General features: G+C 56.1%; 12 protein-coding genes. 6 read left to right on the plus strand and 6 right to left on the minus strand.

Annotated elements, in window-relative coordinates:
* Nucleotides 1-869 precede the first annotated feature (869 nt).
* Together C1719_RS08315 and C1719_RS08320 are read left to right on the plus strand one after the other, a co-directional pair.
* Nucleotides 870-3,398 (plus strand): oxidoreductase, encoded by a 2,529-nt coding sequence (locus C1719_RS08315; protein ID WP_102374676.1) that lies wholly within the window; start codon nt 870-872, stop codon nt 3,396-3,398.
* A 164-nt stretch (nt 3,399-3,562) separates the two neighbouring features.
* Nucleotides 3,563-4,981, plus strand: a complete 1,419-nt coding sequence (locus tag C1719_RS08320) for a helix-turn-helix transcriptional regulator (RefSeq protein WP_102374677.1) — start codon at nt 3,563-3,565, stop codon at nt 4,979-4,981.
* A gap of 147 nt (nt 4,982-5,128) precedes the next feature.
* Here C1719_RS08320 and C1719_RS08325 read toward each other — a convergent pair whose 3' ends face one another.
* Nucleotides 5,129-6,718, minus strand: a complete 1,590-nt coding sequence (locus tag C1719_RS08325; protein ID WP_180963531.1) for an FAD-dependent oxidoreductase — start codon at nt 6,716-6,718, stop codon at nt 5,129-5,131.
* A 311-nt stretch (nt 6,719-7,029) separates the two neighbouring features.
* Between C1719_RS08325 and C1719_RS08330 the strand changes: the two genes are divergently transcribed.
* A complete protein-coding gene (locus C1719_RS08330) occupies nt 7,030-8,412 on the plus strand; it encodes a helix-turn-helix transcriptional regulator (RefSeq protein WP_180963532.1) in 1,383 nt (460 codons plus the stop codon).
* A 128-nt stretch (nt 8,413-8,540) separates the two neighbouring features.
* On the opposite strand, the gene C1719_RS16210 is transcribed toward C1719_RS08330, so the two are convergent.
* The gene (locus C1719_RS16210; RefSeq protein ID WP_180963533.1) at nt 8,541-9,302 is read right to left on the minus strand and encodes a helix-turn-helix transcriptional regulator; all 762 of its coding nucleotides are present in this window, start codon (nt 9,300-9,302) and stop codon (nt 8,541-8,543) included.
* Here C1719_RS16210 and C1719_RS15715 point away from each other — a divergent pair.
* Entirely contained in the window at nt 9,292-9,657 is a 366-nt protein-coding gene (locus C1719_RS15715; RefSeq protein WP_180963534.1) for a hypothetical protein, read from the plus strand. The two genes, C1719_RS16210 and C1719_RS15715, sit on opposite strands and share 11 nt — an antisense overlap.
* A 115-nt stretch (nt 9,658-9,772) precedes the next feature.
* On the opposite strand, the gene C1719_RS08340 is transcribed toward C1719_RS15715, so the two are convergent.
* The 4 genes from C1719_RS08340 to C1719_RS08355 all read right to left on the minus strand — a co-directional run bounded on the left by C1719_RS08340 (nt 9,773) and on the right by C1719_RS08355 (nt 15,053).
* Entirely contained in the window at nt 9,773-10,915 is a 1,143-nt protein-coding gene (locus C1719_RS08340; protein ID WP_102374680.1) for a YkvI family membrane protein, read from the minus strand.
* A gap of 114 nt (nt 10,916-11,029) precedes the next feature.
* A complete protein-coding gene (locus C1719_RS08345) occupies nt 11,030-11,371 on the minus strand; it encodes a 4Fe-4S dicluster domain-containing protein (RefSeq protein ID WP_102374681.1) in 342 nt (113 codons plus the stop codon).
* Nucleotides 11,364-13,580 (minus strand): molybdopterin-containing oxidoreductase family protein, encoded by a 2,217-nt coding sequence (locus tag C1719_RS08350; RefSeq protein WP_102374682.1) that lies wholly within the window; start codon nt 13,578-13,580, stop codon nt 11,364-11,366. The genes C1719_RS08345 and C1719_RS08350 overlap by 8 nt, the downstream gene beginning before the upstream one ends.
* A 207-nt stretch (nt 13,581-13,787) precedes the next feature.
* Nucleotides 13,788-15,053 (minus strand): MFS transporter, encoded by a 1,266-nt coding sequence (locus tag C1719_RS08355; RefSeq protein WP_180963535.1) that lies wholly within the window; start codon nt 15,051-15,053, stop codon nt 13,788-13,790.
* A gap of 420 nt (nt 15,054-15,473) precedes the next feature.
* Between C1719_RS08355 and C1719_RS08360 the strand changes: the two genes are divergently transcribed.
* Complete coding sequence (locus C1719_RS08360) at nt 15,474-17,033, plus strand: helix-turn-helix transcriptional regulator (protein ID WP_102374684.1); 1,560 nt, start codon at nt 15,474-15,476, stop codon at nt 17,031-17,033.
* A gap of 1,559 nt (nt 17,034-18,592) precedes the next feature.
* Nucleotides 18,593-22,021 carry a cell wall-binding repeat-containing protein gene (locus tag C1719_RS08365; protein ID WP_180963536.1) on the plus strand — a complete coding sequence of 1,143 codons (3,429 nt, stop codon included), beginning with the start codon at nt 18,593-18,595 and terminating at the stop codon, nt 22,019-22,021.
* Nucleotides 22,022-22,120 lie beyond the last annotated feature (99 nt).

The following is a 22,120-nucleotide window of genomic DNA, read 5'->3' on the forward strand; positions in this document are numbered from 1 at the left end:
CGCGGCACACCCTATGTGGCCGGCACGTCGAAGGGCGGGGAGGCATGGCCTTCGATTGTACCTAAAAACAAAAAGATAGCATCATTGCCTCCGCGGCGCAATGCGGCGCCGTCCGAATGCGAGTCCAATCGGGAACCAGGCATTTCCGACCTACCGCGTCCCGAGAAATCGCAGCTTCGCTTCTTATGCGCTGATTCGCAGGCGGTGCCTCCCTCAACGCCGTCGCTTCGCGTCGCCGCGGCGACGCGGGCCTCATGTCGATTCTGGACTCCATGGTATGAAGGCAGCCGCTAACTCGCGCTTTTCATATGTACAATGTCGAGAACGAGAAAACCTTGTCGTCCGCGATTGCATAAACGACGTCGAACGGCGGTCTCGCCATCTTTCTTGCGTTTGCTCCATATTCTACCTACGGAGACGAAGGCATACCGCATGATCCTAGGACGGGAATGCGAGGCAGAAGGTCCAAGACGTGGAATGTCTCGTTTTCAACGCGTTCCGATTCTACTTGAAGCATATCTTCGAGAAATGCAGCGTATAGCCGACGGATACGAAGGCGAATATCCAAGCCGAGCAACCCCGCTCGGGACACCGAATACCTTTGGATGCGGAGGTCATGTGCATCATCGCCTTCATCTTCCGGACTGCTCGATTGCATGGAATGCTGGGTCCGGTTTTAGCCAATGTCTTGATATAAGATTTCCAAAATAACAGTCTTTCACCTCCCCTTTCTTGAAACTCACATCCACAATGTGAGTCACTAGGGTCACTTTCACCCGCTCAATGCGATTGTCTGACTCAGGCCCGTTCTTTAGTTTTTGCTTCGTTCGCATGCAAAAGCGAATACCGATCGAAAGAAAGGGAGAGGAATGGAAAACGAAACAACGAAACAACCGAGCGAAGCGAGGGGGCAAACTGGATTCTCGCGCAGGGGCTTCGTCGGAGGTATGGCTCTGACCGCCTTGGGATTGGCTTCGACCGCTTCGGTCACGCTTGCAGGCTGCTCGAACGAAACCACCCCCGATGGCAAGCTCTATGCAGAAGGGACCTACACCAGCAAGCAGAAGACGCCTTACGCAACTGCCGAGATAACCTGCACCTTCGATGAAAAGAGCCTCACGGATGCAACGTATCAGGTGCTGCGCTCTTCCGAAAAAGACTACTTCCCCGTCTATGCTTCGGCGATCGATGATTATTGCGCCGCGGTCGTCGAAAACGGAAAGACAAGCGAAGTCGATGCCGTTACCGGTGCCACGTTCTGCAGCCTTGCCATCAAAGAGGGCATTGATGCCTGCATGTTCCAGGCGCTCGGCATGGCGGATGCCGTAGCGGTGCAGGAGCTCAACCCGCAAGACGAAGAGTTTGATGCGTTCGAGGGAGATTGCGCAGAGGTATTCTCCCCCATTAAGCTCGGAGCTATGGAGCTGCCGAACCGCATTATCAAATCCGCCGGCAGTTCCCCATGGGCCGACAGCAACAACGATAAGATCACCGTTTCGACCGAGCTGTACGGAGCGATGGCGCAAAACGGCGTATCGTTGATCGTTCTTGCGGGCGGTGTTTTGGCAAACACCGGAATTTCCCCCGACTCGCTCGACAAGATCAAGGGAAGCGTCGATGAAGCCATTGGCTTGGTTTCTCCTCTGGTGGAGGCCGTACACGATGCCGGCAGCAAAATCGGATTCCAAATGTGCTTCGGCGGCGCGGCACCGACCGTCCCCGACTCCGTGATAAACGACACTCCGATTGAAGAACTTGACCAATTTATCGAAAATGTCGGCATCTCCGCCGAGCGCAGCAAGGCGGCTGGCTTCGACTGCATCGAGATCAAGGGGGCCAGCGCAGATGCCCTGAACGGCTTTTTGACGCGAAGGGTCAACAAGCGCGAAGACGAGTACGGCCCTCAGAGCATCGAAAACCGCACTCGTCTCTTCTGCCGCATGATATCGAAAATAAAGGAGGTTAACGGCGAAGACTTCCCTGTCGGCGCCCTGATCAACGGCATCGAGGAAAACGATGCGTCTCTGGGAGACGACGCTCGGTTCATAACCAACGAAGAGGCGAAGGAGATTGCAAAAGCTCTCGTTGCCGCCGGTGCCGATTGGATACAGGTTCGCGTAGGCGCAAAGGCGCAGGAAATGAACATCTGGGCGCCTGACGTCCAGCACATTGCTCCGGAAGCCGATGGGCTCACCGGGTTTGGCACCAAGTTCAACTACAAGTCCCATTTCGGGGGGCTCGTAGACGGCAGCCATTCCGGATTCGCTTCCTTCCTCCCGCTGGTCGCTGCCATCAAAGAAGCGGTAGACGTCCCTGTCGGATGCGCGGCATGTATGGACCTTCGCATGGGTCCCGATTACCTGAACGAAGCACTGAAGCAGGGGCAGATCGACCTGGTGTTCATGAACCGCCCCTTGAATTGCGATCCCGAGTTGGTAAAGAAAATGCAGGAAGGCCGTCGCGAAGATGTTAGACCGTGCATGAAATGCATGCACTGCCACGACAGCATCGGAACCAATAAGGCCGTTCCCTCGAGCTGCCGGATGAACGCCTCGTCCTTCAACTCGCTCACCGATGTGATGCCTGAAGGTATGACGCCTGCGCCTGCCGAGACCAAGCGAAACATCATGGTCATCGGTGCGGGTCCTGCAGGAATGGAGGCAGCACGTGTAGCCGCAGAGCGCGGTCATAGCGTTACGATCTCCGACTCCGAAACCAAGCTCGGCGGCCTTCTCCACTTCGCACGAGGCGTGAAGGGCAGCCACGAGCGCTTCGACGACTATATCGCCTACATCTCCGCCCAGCTTGAGAAAAACGGCGTCAACGTGGAACTTGGCAAGGAGGTAGACGCCTCCTTCGTAAAAGAGCAGGCGCCGGATGCCGTTGTAGTCGCAGTTGGCGGCGCTCGAGAAAGCAAGTTCTCCGGAGACAACGTGTTTTCACCGGAAGATGCGTTTAGCCCTGCAGCGCTCGGAGAACGAGTGGTCGTACTCGGAGCCAGCGTGCAGGCGATCGATTTCGCCGCATTCCTTCTATCCCAAGGGAAAAGCGTCGCAATCGTCAATCCGAATGGCGCCGATGCCGTCGACAAGGGCCAATCCGGTTGGTTTAAGACCTACATGCTTCCGTATCTCCAAGCGGAAGGTGTCAAGATTTGGAGCCAAGCCGTTATCGAGAGCGTCGACGAGGCAGGAGTGACGATTACCACCGACTCTGGGTTGACGCAGACGATTCCGTGCGATAGCGTTGTGGAATTCTATGACATGGTTCCCAACCTGTCGCTGGCAGATGAGCTGGAAACAGCCGGCATCGAAACGTACGCCGTAGGTGATTGCGCCGAGCCCCATAACATCCAGAAAGCCGTGCTTTCCGGCAACTTGTGCGCCCGCGCTCTGTAAGATCAGCTCAGCAAATCCGATTCGGGATGCGCACCGGCTTCAAACCCGGTGCGCATCCCGTTTCACCGCGTGCGCCGACTTCAAAATATCGAAACCCCGCTCCCGCAATGCCAATCTTCAAATGATACAATCCGATAACGTCAGTTTTCTTCGAAGGAACCCGAATGCCTTTTCGAGACACCGAGCCACGCGATAATTTTCTCTTATCCGGGACATTCTTGCTGTCTTGCCTTTCCATCGCGTTCTTCAAGCTAACATCTTGGTTCTCTTCTTCGGGAGCGTTTATCGCGTCCAACGCTCAGAACGGCCCCAACGAAATCACCGTACAGCTCTGCGCGATGATTCTGCTGCTGATAGCCGAGCGTTTCTGTCCGTACACCTCTCGACAGGCATCCATCGTGCTTGTCGCCGCCGCGTCGCTCCAGGCGATAGGATCGTTCCTGTTATTCTCCCCCGTTCACGGCAGTGAGCAGTCGGCTTTCACGGCGCTCATCCTCCGCGGCGTCGGAAGCGCTGTGTTTCTACTCGCATTCGGAAAGCTGCTCGGCTCGATCGAGCCGAGCAAATCGGCGCTAGCGATCGCAGGCAGCGAAGTACTCGTTGGGGTTCTCCCTTTGTTCTTCACTTCGATTCCCTCAGATGCCGTTTCGTTCGTTTCCGCATCGCTGCCGCTAGCAGCGGCCTTCTGTCTGATATGGGCACTTGAGAAAACAGTTGCGCCCGAAAACGATCCGTCCCCGATCACGCGAGCGCAACTGCGAAAAATCCCCATCCACCCGATCATTCTTTTAATCCTCTGCGCGCTCTCGTCCATCGGGATAGCGCTCCTTGGCCAGACTCTCCAAGCAAGTGCTGACCAGTTGTACAGATATCTCATAATCGCCGTAAACCTTCTGATATTCTTTGCGTATGCGATCTGGATTTACGGCTTGAAGAGAAACGATCCCGATACGCTCTGGCCCTTCCTGATGGTGATAATCTTCGTGGGTCTTTTCGTGTACTCATCATTCTCATCGATAGCTCCCGGCGCCGCTTCCGGACTGCTCGGCGCTACAAGGAGAACGCTTATGGTGTTCGCATGGGTCTTTATGGCGAGCATCATCTATCAGCAAAAACTGCCGGCTATCCCGTTTTTTTGCTTGGGGCAGCTGATCATCTCGCAGATTCCGAGCACGATCGCGTCTTTCATCAGAGACAACGACCTTCAAATCGCAAGCGCCCATCAGGAGATATCCGCAACGATACTGACGGCGGTCATGGCTCTCGCCGTAATTGCGGGAGTGCTCGTCGTCGTTTACAAAAGCAAGGTCGCGACCGCAGCCAACCAGCATTCAGTGCCGTCGGAGATCGCGCTGAAAGCCGTTATCGACAAGCTATCCGAGCGGTATTCGCTATCGAACAGGGAAGCAGAAGTCGCTCTGCTGTTGGCAGAAGGAAACACGCTTAAGGCGGTGGCGGAGAATTTGACTGTGTCCCTCGACACCGTTCGCACTCATGCGAAAAACTTATATCGCAAGCTCGATATACACAAGAGGCAGGAGTTGCTTGACTTGATCGAAGGTGAATTGGATGCAGGCAAGTAAAGTCTGGATTTCCAGTAGAAAAGCATCGCCCTGTTCGTTTTTTTTCTTGCGGCGAACAGGGCGATTTGCTTTTCTTCTCAGCGGCAGACGAGGAGGGGGTCAGCGTTGGGCTTGGGACAGCGTTAAAGGTTCATGCCCGAAACCCGCTTACAGGTTCGCGGTGATGCTATTGATGGCGATGCGCCCGGAATTGACGTTGTTGCCACAGCAAGTAGCGGCGATTTGGATGGGATACACCTTGCGGTACAGCCTTACGCCGTCGGTGCCGATCGCATACAGGCCGTCAATGGGCTCGCCGCCCTCGTTGAGCACCTGCATGTTGCGATTGGTACCCAAGCCGCCGATGGCGACCATAACGGAGGGATCCAGACGCCACATGTAATACGGTGGCTCGATGACGGGCACCATCATCGCAGGGGCTTTGGCAAATTCTTCGTCCTCGCCCTGATCGCAGGAGGCATTGTATCGCTTGACGGCATCGGCGAGACCGACAGGGTCGATACCGAACTTGCTCGCAAGCTCTTCAAGGGTATCGGCCTGGTAAACGTTGTCCGCTGGGTTGGTTGCCAGCACTTCTTCAAAGTCGGTGCGTGCGTCAACGTCGCCTGATGCCGTGGCATTTGCTTCGCCGTCGAGTGCCGCGTTCAAAATGGCGCTGTCGGCAAGACAGAAGGTCTCGCCCTGCTCCAAACTGGGAATGTAGGTCATCATCATGTTTTCGCCGCCCAGATCCTCGTTGACGAAGCGGTTGCCATCCTTGTTTACCCACATGAAGGGACCTCCAAAGCACAGCTTGCCAGAGGCCTGGCTCTTGGCGCCTAAGCCCGTGATGCCGGGAGCCAAGAGGAAACACGCGTCGGCAACGCAATCCTTCGCGCCAACGGCCAGACCCATGTTGATGCCATCGCCGTTGTTCATAGGGTTGCCGCATTTGATCAGATGCTCCATATTGAAGCCCCAGCGGCCGAGCAGGTCGTCGTTGTAGCCGAAGCCTCCCGTAGCAAGTACGACGGCCTTGGCATTGACCTGGATGTCTTCGCCGTCCTCGTTCTTGGCATACACGCCCCCCACCTTGCCGTCGGTGTAAATGAGGCTCTGCGCAGGCGTGTTAACGCGGATGTCGACGCCATAGGAAAGCGCCTTGTCCTTCATGGCGGGCACGTAGCCGACACCTGCCATGCCGCCCTCGAACCAATGCATGGTGTCGAAGAGTCCGCCGTAATCATTGATAAGGCCGCTGAATTTGACACCGTTACTGACAAGCCAGTCGTAATTCTCTGCGGATGCGGATACCAAATCATGCCAAGCAACGCCATCGCTGAGGTGCAACGAAGTCTCTAGCTCATGACGGATGATTTCGCCGGGATGCAATTTTTCGATACCCTGTTCCTGCTGGGCGCTGGTGTTGCATCCGAAGATCCCCTCGACGCCCGTGCCGTTTCCGCCAACTTCGCCCGCAGCTTCCAGCAGAATCGCGTTGAGTCCGTTCTCGCCCGCCTGCACCGCAGCGGCAAGACCGGAGATACCGCCGCCCAAGATAACCACGTCGCAGTCGACGGTCTCGGCGACCGTCTTCGGGGCATCGGTGTCGGCAGCCGCTTTGTCCGCCCGCACGTCGCTTGCGCCATTCGAGCTGCATGCGGTCATCATTCCCGCTGTTGCTACACCGAAACCTGCGACTACGCTTCCTTTGAGAAAGCTCCTCCGATCAAGATTGACTGGGTTGCTCTTAGTCATAACGCCCTCCTTTATATGGCTTCGCTGCGAAAAAATTGCAGCTCCGAATGGTGCCATTATGTTCTCTGGGGGTCGGATGCGCGTCACGGTTCGAGGGGGAAACGTATCACCCTTTAAGCGTGATATTTCCGAAACGGGCAGTTCGAAGCAGCCGTCAGTGGCGAGTGCGTTGCAGCATTCGGCCTCAAGAGTGGTACCATGTGAAAAGCGCGTTTCGGGAGGGCCGCATGACCGCTCAATACAGCAGCAAGACATTACCAATGTTATTCGCGGGTTGGGCAATGTTCCAAGCTTGGCCCTATGCCGCATTTATGAGCGATACGCTGCTTCCTGCGCAAGCCGTTTCGGGACAATCGTTCTATGAAGCTGCATGGCCCGTCTCAATCATTTCATTCGCAGTCTGTCTGTTGGCGGCAATGAGCGTCTCTGCGCGCATTGACCAATACCTCTCCGACCGCCGCCCCATGGTGGCGTCTGGTTTTCTTTTAATCATGGGAACCGTCCTTATTGCCGTATCGGGTTTTGCCGAGAGCGATCCCGCATTCGGCTTGTGCGTTGTCGGCGCTGCATTCACCGGCATCGGTACGGCCTTTCTGCAACTGTGCTGGCAAAAAGTCCTTGTAGGCATCCCCTCGAATCATCTCGCCTTAGGTGTTCCTGTAGGCTACTCGTTCTCCTTGGTTTTGGCGTTTGGCATCACTGTCGCTCCTGGCATGGCAGACAAAGTGCTGCTCGTCTTCATGATCGTGGTCTCCATCGCTGTTTTGGCCTGGTTCATGAAATGCGATAATGCTCCGTTCGAAGGGCTCGCCTCTTCGAACGGAGCGGCGCTCGGAGACGTTTCGGCGAACGAGTTCTCCAAGATACTCCCCTCCCGCATGGTGCCCTTCACCTTTGTGCTCTATATCGTTGTATGGTTTGCTATCGAAGTGGTTGAATCCCAAACCGCGTCCATGCGCGTCGCCGATGACCCGCAATTCATCTTCAGGGCACTCGTGGGCATTGTCATCGCCTTGGTCTGCGTCTGTTACGACTTTTTCTTTTCCCGCAGCACTCACACTTCGTCGGCCATCAAGGTTGTCGTGCTGCTCACTGGAGGCGCCCTGGTGGTCGCCCTGTCCGGATTGAGCGGAGCCCTGCTGTTGGCGTATATCATCAACTATGCCGCCAATCTACTGGGATGCGTTTTTCTCATCCTCGCCTCAGTGGAGTACTCGAAACGCATGGAGCGCTCAACCGCGTATTTCACCGGACTCGCACTCGTGCCTCGGCATATCGGCGTATCCGCGTTCGCGCTTATTCATCTGGCGGTGCCGGGGATTGCGATCGAGCCGCTCAACACCGCAATGCTCGTCTTGCTTCTAGCGGTGGCGCTTTTCGTTCTGCCCCACGCGCTGGGCGGCGCGAGCGCGGCGTCCGTAGAAGAAACCAACGCGCTTGAACCGCCGCTGCCCGAGATGCCGTCAACTCGCGACGACGCGGTGTGCGCTCTCATTGCGGAATACGGCCTCACGAGACGCGAAGCCGAGGTGTTCGAACTGTTCGCGTCGGGTCGCGATTCGGGATATATCAGGGAGAGACTCGTCATCTCCCGCGACACGGTGAGCAGCCATCTCAAGCACATCTATGCCAAGATGGGCATTCACTCGAAACGCGAGCTCTTCGATCTTATCGAATCCCGTAAACAGGTTTGAGATTCGATGGTCTGCGCAGATCCTCTCGCCGCTGCGCTTCGAACGCTTACCGATGGTCGTCTGAGAAACACTTGGATGTCCTCCGTTCGAGAGCAGAGGCCCCTTGCTGTAGCGAGCGAATCTCGATCTTACTCGCGATTGATTGACTCGGCTAAGTCCATCAGCTCTTCACGTGAGTTTACACCGCATTTCCTATAGGCGCTGCGCGTATGGCTTTGCACTGTGCTTACCGAGATGAAAAGGCGTTCCGAAATTCTTTTGTAGCTGTAACCTTGCGCCAGAAGAGAAGCCGTTTCAGCCTCTCGCTCCGTAAGGCCGTACCGACGACTCATTTCCGAAGATAAAAGAATTGCCTGCCCCTTTGCTTCTGAGCCCTGATTGGCGGCGGATGCCGCCGTGCTTTTCGCCTTTCCCCTTGCAGCCAGCAGGACTCCCAGTGACACGAGCATCCCTATCATGAGCAAAAACACGCACAGAGCAATAACTCCGTATACGCGATCTTCAGCCGTTTCACCCATCGCCGACATAAGAGCGGGAACCGCCCAGAAGCTGATGAACTGCGTTGCATACAAAGGCAGCAAGTAATATTTCAGGACTTGTGCAGGCGGAGGGCATTTTCTCATGCGAACGGTTGAAAGCAGCAGGGAGAGCAAAAGGAACTCGAGACAATTTCTCGCAATGCTGATTACATCCATTCCGAAGGCGGATATTCGATTGGGATCAGCGAAAAGCAGAAACAGGCCGATGATGAAAAGGAAGCAAACGGCAATGATCGAGGCGACGCTCGATCTGTTGGATGGTTTGGCGAAGTACACGCTGAAAGCGAGCGCTGCCGCAAGCATCGGTGAATCCGCTTGCGAAGCATCTGCCCACGCCAGCATGACCTGCATCGACTGCCACACAGACGAGGATGCTTTGGCTGCTGCGCATAGCGACGCGACCTCAGCAAGCAAGATGCTGACCAAGCTCAAACAAACCGAAGTCGAGAATTCGCTGTGCCTTTCATGCCATGAAGGCACTCTGGAAAACCTTGTCTCGGCAACGGAGGGAATCGCTTCGGTCACCGATTCCAAAGGAACAGCGGTAAACCCCCACTCGGTTCTTTCATCGGAACAGCATGCCGGCATCCTGTGCGGCGATTGCCACTCCATGCACTCCGACAAGGGAATCGAAGAATCCGCCCATGACGAATGCATCTCGTGCCATCATGCCGACGTGTTCCAGTGCTACACGTGCCATGACTAGATCGGGCAAGGTCCATAGTTTTTCGGCGACGCTCCCGCATTTGCAGAGCGTCGCCGAGCCCGCAAAGACCCAAAAGGATTGAATGCGTTATCTTCCAGGGCGCAAGGGACCGTCGCTATTCACCGTTGCGTCGTTTCTCGAGGAACAGACGCGCATGCTTCACGATCATTGCGCCGATCATGAAGTAAGCGAGGTATCCCGAAAAGGGATAGATCGCGTTGAGCAGCTGCTCGTACGGCAGAAACGACACAATGAAGATGCCGATGACGGCCAGTACGGTAGATAAGGCGTATCGCCTCGAGTGATCGTCGCCGAAATGCTGAGCGAAAGCCCAGACGCTGGGGGTCACCGTCGTATAGATGCCGAAGAACAGCACGATAGCGAATACGGCGGCAGCTGCTGCAGGCATATAGTGCTGAACAAGCGCCAAGGTGGGAACCGCCTGATCGTAGACCAGTTCGATGTTGGCGAGTTGGGATAGGATAACGAGCGAGGCGCCGACAGCCAACGCGATGGCAGCCAACCCGGCGCCGAAAACGGCCTCTTTCTTGGAGGAAGACCTCGCTCCGAGCGCTGAAGCGTACGAGGTCAACGGGTAGACGTTGGACATACCGTACAGAACGGCTGACAAAAGCCAGAATCCGGAGGCTTTCAAGATGGGAGGGTCGCATGACTCTATGAACTCGGGGGCATGCGCCACTCCACCCGGATTCCCGGCGAGCGATACAATCGCGATCAATGCAAGGCAGGTGATGATGAGCGGGCCCAGAAAGCCGAGAACGTCGAGCAGCTTGCGCAAGCCGGCAAGCACCGACACCATGATAAGCAGGCACATTATGCCCCGACCGATCGCTTCGCTTATGCCGAAGTACTGCCCGAAAACCGTGCCGGCCCCAGACACCATGGTAACGGAAACCAAGAACAGCAAACAAACGGTGGCCATCTCGTAAAACGCACCGATGCGTTTACCGCAGTAGTAGCGAAAGATGTCTTTCGAGTGGCACATGCCCGTCCGAACGCCCGTAACCATAAAGCTGTAGAAGATGAGGAACACGCAGGCGTATGCAACGAACGCGCCCGCAATGCCCACCCATCCCTCTGAAGTGTAGTATTGAAGCGTCTCTTGACCCGTTGAGAACCCCGCTCCAATCATGAATCCGATAATCGCACCCGTGGTCTTGAGCACCCTTTTCATATCGATGCGATCATCTGCCTGCAGCCCGATCGGCTGAGCTTCGCCTTTGGCGATTTCGGTCATATCCCCTATCCCCCATCTGAAGACGATGCAAGCATGTCCGATCCTGCCCGCTCGCAGCGGCGCGCCGCTCTTCCCGAGATGACGCGCCACATGTGCGGGCAGCGCTCTGTTCCGCTATTGGTCGTTACTGGCCTTTTTTGGCATGAACATGACGACGTTGCTCTTTTCCTGCAGCCACATCAGGTTCTCGACGGGGCCGACATGCAAAGCCCCTGTCGTACAAAGCTTGGAGCACAGAGGATTCGGATCCTTCTCGTAGCATTCTACACATTTATCGATCGTAGGAGCCACAAGGTGGTAAAGGCGCAGTTTTCCGTCGACGTAGCCCGGATCGCGGCGGACGACCTCCATCCATTTTTCCTTATAGCTGAATCCGTTGTTCGAGCGGCAAGCGGTCTGGCAGGCGAAACAACCCGTGCATCGATCGATATTGAGCAGCATGGCGATATTACTCATTGAAATCAACTCCCTTCTTTACGCGGCACAACGACGAGCGCATCGCGGTTGCGCCGTATCGCGGCTCGGCCGGGCGGGAAGGAACCAGCACGTTCGGATTTGCCTGATCCCATCCGTACCCAGGCAAGCCGAGCTCTTTGCATTCGTCGCGCCAACCATGGCGCGGAACGGCAATGACGCCTTTGAGGATCTCGTAGGTTACATGCGCTTTCGATTTGATGCGTCCGCGCGGCGATTCGATGGTCGCCCACTCGCCGTTGTCGACCCCGATTTCCCGTGCATCGTCGGGGTGTATAAGGAAGAAAGGGTGCGGATACAGCTCGCGCTGAGCGGGGATGTTCGTCCATGCCGAATGGAAGAAGGCGTAGAGGCGATGCCCTGTGACAAGGGTGAACGGGTACTCCTTCGCAAGTTCGGGTTGCGATACGGGGGTTTCGGCGGGTTCATCGTAATCGGGAAGCGGATCGTAGCCGAATCGAGCGAGGGCGTCGCACCAGAACTCGATTCGTCCGGTCGGCGTATTGAAGCCGAGCTGCCCGTCGGGGCGGATCATCCCCTTCTCGTACTTCTTGTAGACCGGCCCCTCGCTTCCGCTGCCGTCATCGAGCTTGAAGTAGGCTCCTTCGACGTACTCTTCCCAGGTCATATCCATCCCAAGAAGCTCGCGCAGCCTCCAGAGCACCATTTCCTTCTCGTCTTTCCACGGCCAGTGTTCGGGGTTGAGCCGTTTGCCCCATTCGAGGAAGAACTTCCAGTCGTCCCAGCATTCCCCCGGTGGGTCGACGGCGCGCTCCGAGGAGATAACGAGTCCTCCGAAAAGCTCTTCGTCAATCGTGTCGCGCTCGGACCAGTCGGATGAGGGAAGCACGATATCGGCAAGCTTGGTCGTCGGCGAGAAGTAGAAATCCTTCGACACGATCGTGTCGACGTTGGGCGAAGTGATAGCCTCGTGCACGCGATTGGCGTTTTCGTAGCACAAAAGCGGGTCGTTCGCGATGAAGACCATCATCTTGACGGGTCTCGGCTCGCCGGTTATGGCGGCTTCGAAGGTTGTTGCGGGATCATTCGAACGTCCGAATACTTTGTAGAGCGGGTAATCCTCGCCGCCGAAGGTGAACAGGTCGGAGCGACCGGGGTCCTTCATGGGATCCCATAGGGTGATGCGATCATCGAGCATTGCGGAAAACGCGACGTTGATCGGAATTCCACCGGGCACATCGAGGTGTCCGAGCATACCCTGAAGGCAGGCGATGGCGCGGCCCGTCTGGATCGCATTGGTATGCATGCAACCGGGGCCCAGGATGGTTTGGAATGCGGTGGGGCCGTTGGTTCCGAGCAGGCGCGCGCATCCGACGATGTCGTCTGCCGGCACGCCGGTGATCTTGGAAACCTTCTCGGGCGGGTAGTTGCGCACGCGTTCGGCAAGTTCGTCGAACCCGTAGGTCCACTTCTCTATCCAATCGGAATCGTAGAGCTTCTCTTCCACAAGCACGTTCATGAGGCCGAGCGCCAAGGCGCAATCCGTACCGGGACGGGGCTGAAGCCAGTAGTCGGCGTTCTTGGCCAAGTCGGTATAGCGAACGTCGATCACAACGTATTTAGTCTGTCCCGATTCGATGCGATCGAGGATCATCTTCGCCTTCGAGCGCTGAGTTGCGGGACTCGCCCCCCAATGAACGATCGTGCTCGCATTCGCCATATCGCCGTCGCAGTCGCTGTAGATTCCCAGCGTGAAGGCGTTCGGAAGCATAAGCGGCATGAGGCATACATGCGTCGGAGCGAGCGACCAGCCTTCAAGCCCGAGCGAGGAATTGAGCCGGCAGTGCCAGTGGTTCGTCGTGCGACCCGTCCCCTGTCCTGTGACGATGGCCTCAGGACCGTATTCGTCTTTGATGCGGAAGCATTCTTCCGTGATGATGTCGAGCGCTTCGTCCCATGAAATTCGCTCGAACTCGCTTGTTCCTCGGGTTTCAGGATGGCGCTCGCCCTTAGGATCCCAATCAACGCGCTTCATCGGGTAGAGAATGCGCCCATCGGTATCGTTGTGGATTTCTTTCTGGGATAAACCCGATCCGCAGAACACGCCCTGGGAGCGCGGGCTGTCCGGATCGCCCTCCACACGCACTATCTTGTTGTCTTCCGAATAGACAACCGCGCCGCATCTCGCATGGCACGTGGTGCACACCGTGCGGGTTTTTCTAACCGTCATTGCTTGTCTCCTTACTCTTTCTCTCGGTGTCGTTAAGCGATATGCGAAATCAATTCGTTCGCAGGCATGCTGGTTGCCGCTCCCTGCTTCGGCGAGGAGGATGGAAGGGGGTTTGCGGCGATCGACGCACCTGCCCGAATCAAGATGAGACATCGCAAGGTGCTCATCCGGGTGATCGAGCCGCCCGGATGAGCGGTGCCGTTGCGTTTACGATTCGGATAAAGCGGTTCCGGCGTCCTTTTTCTCCAGCTTCTTCATAGGGCGAGTCGCATATGCAAGGATCATGCAGGCGATAGCGATGGCCCCGAGAAACGCGGTAAAGAGAAACGCGTTGTTGATGCCCATCATCTCGGTGAGTCCGGAGAGCGCGACCATGACAACCGTGTGACCTAGAAAGTACGCGGCCATACAAGCGGCGTTGATGCTGGTGTAGTGCTTCATGCCAAACAGATCGGGGATGAACAGCGAGGGCAGGATGGCAACGACGAGGATGGTCGAAGTGAGCGCCATACCCGCAAACACGAGCGGGAATCCGCCAGCCGAAGACCATACGAACAGCGATACGATTCCGATGATGAAAAGCCCGAACACGATCACGCCCGTTGTGCGTGCCCCGAATTTATTCGTCAGAAAACCAGCGAAAAGCATCAGGATGGCTCCCGCCAGCGTATGAATGCCGAACCAAGAGGCTGCTGTCGCCGAATCGACGCCGTAGGTAGTGAAGAACACCGTAGAGAACGAACCGATCGCGCTCATCGCCCACGCGCCGATGAACACGACAGCGGCGAAGAAATAGAAGCAGGGGCTTTTCAGAGCCGTGCTCAAATCGACGCCGATCTGGGTAACGGGGGTCTCCTCGACCTTAACGTCATCTTCTTTGAAATGCAGAGGCTTACCGGGAATCTTGCCGATCAGAAGCAGGTTGGCGCCAACGCCGAGGACCAGGCAGCTGACAACCAGGAACCACATGGCCGTACGATAGTCCGCGATGCTCAAGAGCCACGCACCAAGAAACACCTCTGCAGCGCACATGAGAGAATAGACGCCGGAAACGATGCCGTAAACCGATTGCGTGCGGGAACCCCAGAACTTGGCGGTAACGCCCGATGCTGCGGCATGAGCCCCGAACGACATGACGATGCCGTTGACGGCGTTTGCGGCGATCCACATCCATACGTGGTCGGCCACGGCGAACACCGTAAGCATCAGCGTCACGCAGATGGTGCCGATCAGAAGCGACCATTTGGGCGTCAGCTTTTCAATGAGCTTCGTGGCAACCATGCTGCCGAGAAACGCCATGATGGTGGCGACGCTGGGACCGAGCATGAACAACGTAAGCGGCGGGTTCCCCAATCCCACCATGATGTCCGGGATCATCGCATTGAGAACGTTGGTCATGCCCGTTCCCGTAGTCAGAATGATTGCGCACCCAACAGCTGCTGCTGTTGCGCGAGCCTTTGTGACTTCCGTCATTTCAACCCCTTTCGAATTCGGATGTTTCGCTTTCCCAGTCCTCCTTTCTGGCAAGCGATATCGTTCAATATAGGGTTCGCCACAGTTGCTCGAATCGCAAGAAAAGACGCATTTCGAAGAGCTGCAGTACATACCACGTATCTAGCACGAAAAGTAGTAGAAGGGCATTTTCCCAGTTCAAGATATATGGAAAACCATTATGCGGGCTTTCGGCACATATATGCCCACTCCCGGCCGCTCTGTTCATGTGCCGCAGAATAGGCTATGCTAGCAACCGTTCAAGGCGACTTGCGATGGGATGCGATGATTTTGCGGCAAATCGGGGGTTCATCGCGGGCAGGCGCCTAGCTGAACAACACAGCAATCAAATCAACGCAATGCAATGCATGCCCCGTGCGATACGCGAGGCAGGAGGACGACGTGAGCCACAGCACCGATCTTTCCCATACGATAGATTTAGCACGGGTAACGAGTGCCGAGAGCGACAGGGAACTGCTTTTGTCGCTGTATTCGGTTGCGCATCTCGTCTTCGCCTGGTACGGCATCGCCTTCTTTCTTTTTGCCGCACCGCAAACCGTTCGGATTGAAACGTTTTCCTTGGCGAACCTTCTTCCCGAAGCATTCGCCGTCTCGGGGCTGCTCCTGGCATACGTAACCGTTCTTCGCGTTCCGGCGTTTGAGGATTTCCAGAAACGGGCGAAGGTCATCATCGTCGGAGGCGCCGCATGCGCCGTTGCGGCCCTGATCCTCGGAGCCGCTCATGCGTTCGGCTACCTCCCTTCTGTCGTCCTCTCCGTTATCGCCTCGGTCGTTGGAGGCTACGCCATCGGCGTAACGGCGCTTTTGGCACTTGAGTTTGCGGCAGGGTTCAAGCGCACCACGTTTGCCGTTTGCCTATGCGCATCGATGATCTGCGGAATCATGCTCTTTTGCACTATGTCCCTTATCGGGATGTGGGCATGCGTCATCTGCTTCATCGCCCTTTCAGCCGCAGGATCGCTGTGCGGTGTCTGCTATGCGAAAGGTCTCGTCGAAACCGACAACCCTGAGAGGCTTTTGGCTGCTCAAGCATTCGACAGGCTTATGCTCAACTCTAAAACAGGTTGGTTTTTCGTCCTGTACGGAATCACCGTCGGGTTGGTGGTCGGCGAAGTCAACGAATCGCAGGCGATTGGCGGCGATTCGCTTTGGATTGCGGGTTCCTTAGGGTTCGCCGCAGGCACCGCCGTATCTCTCTGGTTGATGGTGAAGAATCAAAACCGTATGCAGATCGGGGTCATACAACGCAGCGTGTTTCCGGTTTTCGTCGTCGGCCTTCTGCCCTGGACGATGGTGAGCGAGAATCTTGCCGCTGTTACGTATGCATTGATCTTCGCCGGGTGCGCGATGTTCGTTGCATTCGCTTTCGATACCCACTGCTTTCTTTCCAAGGAATATTCCGTACCTCCCCTCTACCCTATCGTTTTAGGATCGCGCTCCTTTGTAAAAGGGCTTCTGGCAGGCTCCCTTGCGGCGATTGCGACGTTTGCCGTATCGGCTATTCCCGATTTGCTCCAGTATGCAAAATTGGCGATGATCGCGATTCTCGCCGTTCTCGTTACATTCGTTCGGGAAGAAAGGGATCGCACTGAAGGTTCTGACGCTGCTTCAGCCGCCTCCTCATCGTCTGTCGAGAGCGTATCCCAGAAAGCTGATGACGAAGGCGCTTCGAGGAGGGCCGGCGCATGGAAGCGCTCGTGCGCCGGCCTTGTCGAGCAGTATTCGCTCACCTCGCGTGAAGCAGAGATCCTCGAGCTGGCACTCAAGGCGTACAGTGCAGAGCATATTGCCGAGACGCTTTGCATCTCGGCGCATACGGCGAAGACACATGTGTACCACATCTATCAGAAGCTGCGGATCAACAGCAGAAAAGAGCTTCTAGCGATCTTCGAAGAATGCCTAGAAAAGGAGAAGGCGGCAACCCGCCACGAGGCGAGCTGACCAGACGGGGATTAATCTAATTTCCCGAGAGGCACCTGGATCAAGATTTTGTTTTTCGACATTTCTTCGCAGATTGATATCCATTGATCCGCTACCTTTAGGTCTGGATATTCGCATGAGGGGCAACGTGTGTAGCTCTTTTGCCCACGGATTTCTTCCCGCAAGCATTTTTTCATTCAGCATGGACCGTTAGGCTACCTTCAGCACCAAGAAACCGCAAACCCATTTATAATTAAAACGCTAATCGAATTGGGTTGGGAGCGGGAATGGGAACGGTTAACAAAAAACGTTTTTACATGGCGGCGCTTATCGTCTTATATCTATGCTTCTTGGGCTTCAACATCAGCTTGAACGATAAGACGGCATATGCTGATGAAGCAACAAGCAACGACTTCGTGGTGCCTGTTGAACAGATAGACAGTGTTCCCCAAGACTATATCGGAATCTATACCGCCGAAGATCTCGACAATATCCGAAACGACCTTAATGCCAACTATATCCTTATGGACGATATCGACCTATCCGGTCTGCAATGGGATCCGATCGGACGGTTCAAAAGCGAATTCAATGGCACGCTTGACGGCAACGGACATCGAATCACGTCTCTTCATGTCACGGTAAATGAAATGAACGACACCCATAGCGCTTACGCCGGACTCTTCGGTGCGGTGAAATTCGCTACGTTCAAAAACCTGATGGTTTCCGGTTCCGTTTCGCTTACGGGAATTGATGTGTTCGGTTTAAGCGACTACAATGTGGCGGGAATCGCTGCCGATGCATCAAATACCACATTTGACAATTGCACAAGTGATGTATCCATAACGACCGATTCAACATCCGCCAATCTCTATGTTGGCGGCATAGCGGGGATAGCTTACAAGTCCCCAACCATAACGAATTGCATTAATTATGGAACCATTGTCGTTGCAAACCACCTGCAAGGGCACACAGGTTCGGATTCTGCCATGGTCGGGGGCGTAGTCGGCTCCATAACCGCTGAATACAGTACTCATTATGATAGCTTATTGTTCTGCAAAAACGAGGGTAAGGTGTCCGTACAGGCAGACGCCTCCATTTGGTGTGGAGGACTTGCAGGATATTCTAGTTCGGGGGATATTTCCTCATGTGGCAGTATCGCTGATGTGGCAATCATCTCCCCCTCCGATATGGTGACGCGGCATCGCACTCAAGCGGCCGGCGGTCTGGTTGGCGAGACGAGAGGTTCGATTTCCTCCTGCTATTGTATAGGATCCATATCTGTTGAAAATATTTCCTACAACGCTATGGCGGGTGGTATCGTTGGTTATTACTTTAACAGCCCAAGCGGAGGGGTTAGAGATTGCTACCATAACGGCGATGTATCCGCTAAGGCTATCGCAGATGGAGAATTTGGCTCTGAGGCTTATGCTGGAGGTATCATAGGTTTATACTGCGGAAGCAGCCCCGAACCTCCTGCTGAAGAGCAGGTTGCTCGCTGCTACAGCATCGGTAGCTCTTCCGCCGTATCCATACCGATGGCGGGAGTAGAAGACACTGATTTTTCATATGCAAGTGGCATTGTGGCATTCGATGAATATTTCGTAGAAAACAATAATCACTACATCTCGTGCTATTATCCATCATCCAGCATCTTCTCAGCCCATCATGTCAACGACAATGACAGCGGGCAGCCGCTCTCCCCTTCCGCCATGCAAGAACAGTCATCCTTTGCTGGATGGGACTTCGAAAACGTATGGCAGATGGGAAGCGGAGACTATCCTTACCCCGTGTTGCGGGTGGCTTCAAATAGCCAGCCGCCGGATTCGGGCCATTCGGGATACCCTGCCACCGAGCCACTCGCACAGCTCGCTGCATGCGAGCTCGCAGGCTTCAATCCCGGTTCCTCCTGGGTCGGGCAAACCGTAGACGATTTCCTTGCATCCGCCCCTTTCCTTTCGAAGGACAAAACCATCTGGGACGGTCGGGAGCAAACTTACTCGGATTTCTTCGGGGAAGTCCTCGCAGGATACGAGTTCGTCAGTGCCGAAGGAGAAGGCGCGAGAAAGCACGTGGCGCTCAAGGACCCCAATACGGGACACATTGTTCTGGCGCTCGACCCGAAAGGGATTATCACCTACGCGGATTCCTTCAACTCGATCCTTCAAAGCGATACGAAAGGCTGCTTCGATGCCGCCATGGACGTTTCGCAGGAAGTGAGGCAGGCGAACCCCAGCTCCCCCATACACGTGACGGGCTGCTTCCTGGGCGGCATGGCGGCTTCCTACGTGTCCAACACCTCGGGCAGCCCCGCTAACGTCTTCAACGCCTCGGCGGGCTACGGCGCAAAGCTCTCCTGGCTCACGCAAGGTGAGTTCGTGGACGGCAACAATTTCAAAGGGATCGACAGCCCGATGTGCACGAACTATTACGCCTCGACGATGAGGCTTCTCTACGGCTACGGAACAGACGTGATCGGATCGGCTGAAATCAATGCGAATCCGAACGGTTCGAAATACCGATTGAATTCGCTGTATGAAACAACCGAAGAGGGCTACGCTCTGTGCAATTCCGTTCAATCAGCTCCTGTCTACGAGGCGAAGACGTATTACATAGCGGATACGCCCGCTGTGCTAACATCCATAGCCAATACGGTCAACAACCTCGATACGGGCAAACCCGATCTTTCCTTCGCCAAAAAAAGCATCCAGCTCACACTCGGGACGACCGGCAAAGACACAAGGCTCACAGGCGTTGACGGGGCAATCGGCCCCTACGATATGTTCCTCCCGCAGATCATCTACACGGGTTCAGGCGATGGCGATCTCATGCGGGGAGGGCAGACGGCCGATATCTTTGTGGCGGGTTCCGGCTCCTCCCGTTTTATCGGGAACGAAGGCTCCGACCTGTATGTCATCGGAGAGGATGCCGATGTCCGCATCAGCGACACCTGCGCTTCGGATGGCAACGTTCTCTGCAAGGGCCTCATGGGCGTGATGAAAACCATCGTGTTCACCAACCTCGAACAGCCCGATAAAGTGAAAGACGGCCTCGAAGATGTGCTCGATTCCGCCGTCGAGATCCTGAAGGACACGAAGCAAGATACCATCGTGTTCCGGAACTGCTCGTTTGCGGACATGGAAGTGACGCTTGTCGATGCCCCGTTCCCCAATTCCGATTACTACGAGATCAAAGCGGGTACAAGCACCGTGCAGGTGCAGAAACGGTTCTTCCTGAAGCGCGACTTCCTGATCATCGATGCCAGTGCAAGCGGCGAGAACGCCCGCAAAGCGGAAGGCAGGAACCTCGAAGACCTGTACAGAGAGAAAAACGGGAAGACGGTAAGGGAAACCACGGGCCTTTTGGAAAGTGATCCGGCAACGGACGCATCCAATGCGGTTGTCGCCCACTTCCAAGGAACGGATGTGACGGTGAGCGTCCAGGATGTTGCAACGGGCAACGAGTTGCTCTCGCTCGATTCCAATGCGGATTTCGACTACTGCGATTCGTACGGCTCCTTCACATGCTGCGGCGAGACGGGCTGCGTCGATGCGGCTTACGACGCAACGAAGGTGAATGTCGTTTTGTCAAACGGAACCATGAGCCGCATCATGACAAGCCCCGCAGTCGGCAGCATAGACGAGGGAATCAAGTATTCGGATGGAGTGGATCCAAGCGAATTCGACAGCGTCGAGATCAGAACCGATGGCGATGTTCGGCTCGTAGGCATGAATGGAGACGGTTCCGAAAGCGAAATTGGGACCCTGCCCATCACCAAAGAAGACATCGATGCATCCACTTCGGCCGAAGCAATCGATATCTACTATGCCGACTGCTCTGATATCCCAGACCAGAACTGGACGGGAAACCCCATCACTCCAAGCGTGGAAATGACCTATGACGGCATACTGCTCGAAGAAGGCGTCGATTACGCGCTTTCCTATGAGCAGAACACAGACGCGGGCGAGGCTTACGTATGCGCGTCGGGCATGGGCTTGTTTACGGGCAATACCTGGATGTCTTTCAGGATCGTCGGACAAACCCCGGAACCCGGGCCCGACCCCCAACCCGCCCCTGCGGTCGCAGAGCGCTGCGGGGGCGCCGACCGCTACAAGACGATGGCGCTCGTCTCCCAGCGGGCCTTCCCGCAAAGCGGGTCGTGCGGGACCGTCGTCGTGGCGCGCGGCGACAACTTCCCCGACGCGCTTGCGGCGGCGGGGCTCGCCGGCGTGAAGGGGGGCCAGGTGCTCCTGACCGACACCGATTCCCTCACCCCCGAGACGAAAGCCGAGATCAAGCGCCTCGGGGCCGCCAAGGCCTACGTCCTCGGCGACAAGAACGCGGTCTCCGACAAGACGTTCGGCGACATCAAGAAGCTCGTAGGGGGCAACGCCGAGAGGGTCGGCGGCAAAGACCGCATCGACACGGCGCTCAAGATCCACGAGGCGGGGGGAGGCGGCTGGGGGACCACCGCCATCGTCGCCACCGGCTCCAAGGCCGCAGACGCGCTCTCCGCCTCCCCCCTCGCCTACCGCCTGAAGGCGCCGATCTTCCTCGCGGATTCGGACGGGAACCTCTCGGGAGACACGCTCGACGCCATCCGGAAGGGAGGCTTCGACACCGTGCTCGTCATGGGCTCCGGGTACTCGGTCTCCGCGAGCGCCGAGAAGGCGCTGAAGAAGCATGCGGCGACCGTCCGCTTCAACGGGGAAACCCGCTACGAGACCTCGAAGCTCACGGCGGAGTGGGCGCTTCGAAACGGCTTCACGTGCAGGAACGCCGTCGCGACGGCGGGGCGGGAGGGCAAGTACGCGGACGCCCTCGTGGCCTCGTCGCTCGGCGGCATCAGCGCCTCCCCCCTCCTGCTGGTGGACGACGGGGCGGACGGAACCCTCTGCGTCTCGAAGGTGATCGCCCCGCACAAGTCGCAGGCGGAGAAGGTCTACGTGCTGGGCGACAAGAACAGCGTCTCGGACGCGATCCATGCCGCCATACGGAAAGCCATCGAGTAATTAAAATGCTTGTATCCTCTGGAATGCAAAAGAAGTACATATTGGAAAACCGTATGTTCAGGATAAAACTTAACAGGAAACAGATCGGAGGATCAGTGA

The organism is Raoultibacter massiliensis, assembly GCF_900199545.1.
Classification (GTDB): Bacteria; Actinomycetota; Coriobacteriia; order Coriobacteriales; family Eggerthellaceae; genus Raoultibacter; species Raoultibacter massiliensis.

What these genes read in the sequence shown, in the direction of transcription:
- C1719_RS08355 (WP_180963535.1), bottom strand. Translation starts at nt 15,053, where the DNA reads ATGACGGAAGTCACAAAGGCTCGCGCAACAGCAGCAGCTGTTGGGTGC.
- C1719_RS08350 (WP_102374682.1), bottom strand. Translation starts at nt 13,580, where the DNA reads ATGACGGTTAGAAAAACCCGCACGGTGTGCACCACGTGCCATGCGAGA.
- C1719_RS16210 (WP_180963533.1), bottom strand. Translation starts at nt 9,302, where the DNA reads ATGCAGGTCATGCTGGCGTGGGCAGATGCTTCGCAAGCGGATTCACCG.
- C1719_RS08330 (WP_180963532.1), top strand. Translation starts at nt 7,030, where the DNA reads ATGAGCGATACGCTGCTTCCTGCGCAAGCCGTTTCGGGACAATCGTTC.
- C1719_RS08315 (WP_102374676.1), top strand. Translation starts at nt 870, where the DNA reads ATGGAAAACGAAACAACGAAACAACCGAGCGAAGCGAGGGGGCAAACT.
- C1719_RS08340 (WP_102374680.1), bottom strand. Translation starts at nt 10,915, where the DNA reads ATGACCGAAATCGCCAAAGGCGAAGCTCAGCCGATCGGGCTGCAGGCA.
- C1719_RS08320 (WP_102374677.1), top strand. Translation starts at nt 3,563, where the DNA reads ATGCCTTTTCGAGACACCGAGCCACGCGATAATTTTCTCTTATCCGGG.
- C1719_RS08325 (WP_180963531.1), bottom strand. Translation starts at nt 6,718, where the DNA reads ATGACTAAGAGCAACCCAGTCAATCTTGATCGGAGGAGCTTTCTCAAA.
- C1719_RS08345 (WP_102374681.1), bottom strand. Translation starts at nt 11,371, where the DNA reads ATGAGTAATATCGCCATGCTGCTCAATATCGATCGATGCACGGGTTGT.
- C1719_RS15715 (WP_180963534.1), top strand. Translation starts at nt 9,292, where the DNA reads ATGACCTGCATCGACTGCCACACAGACGAGGATGCTTTGGCTGCTGCG.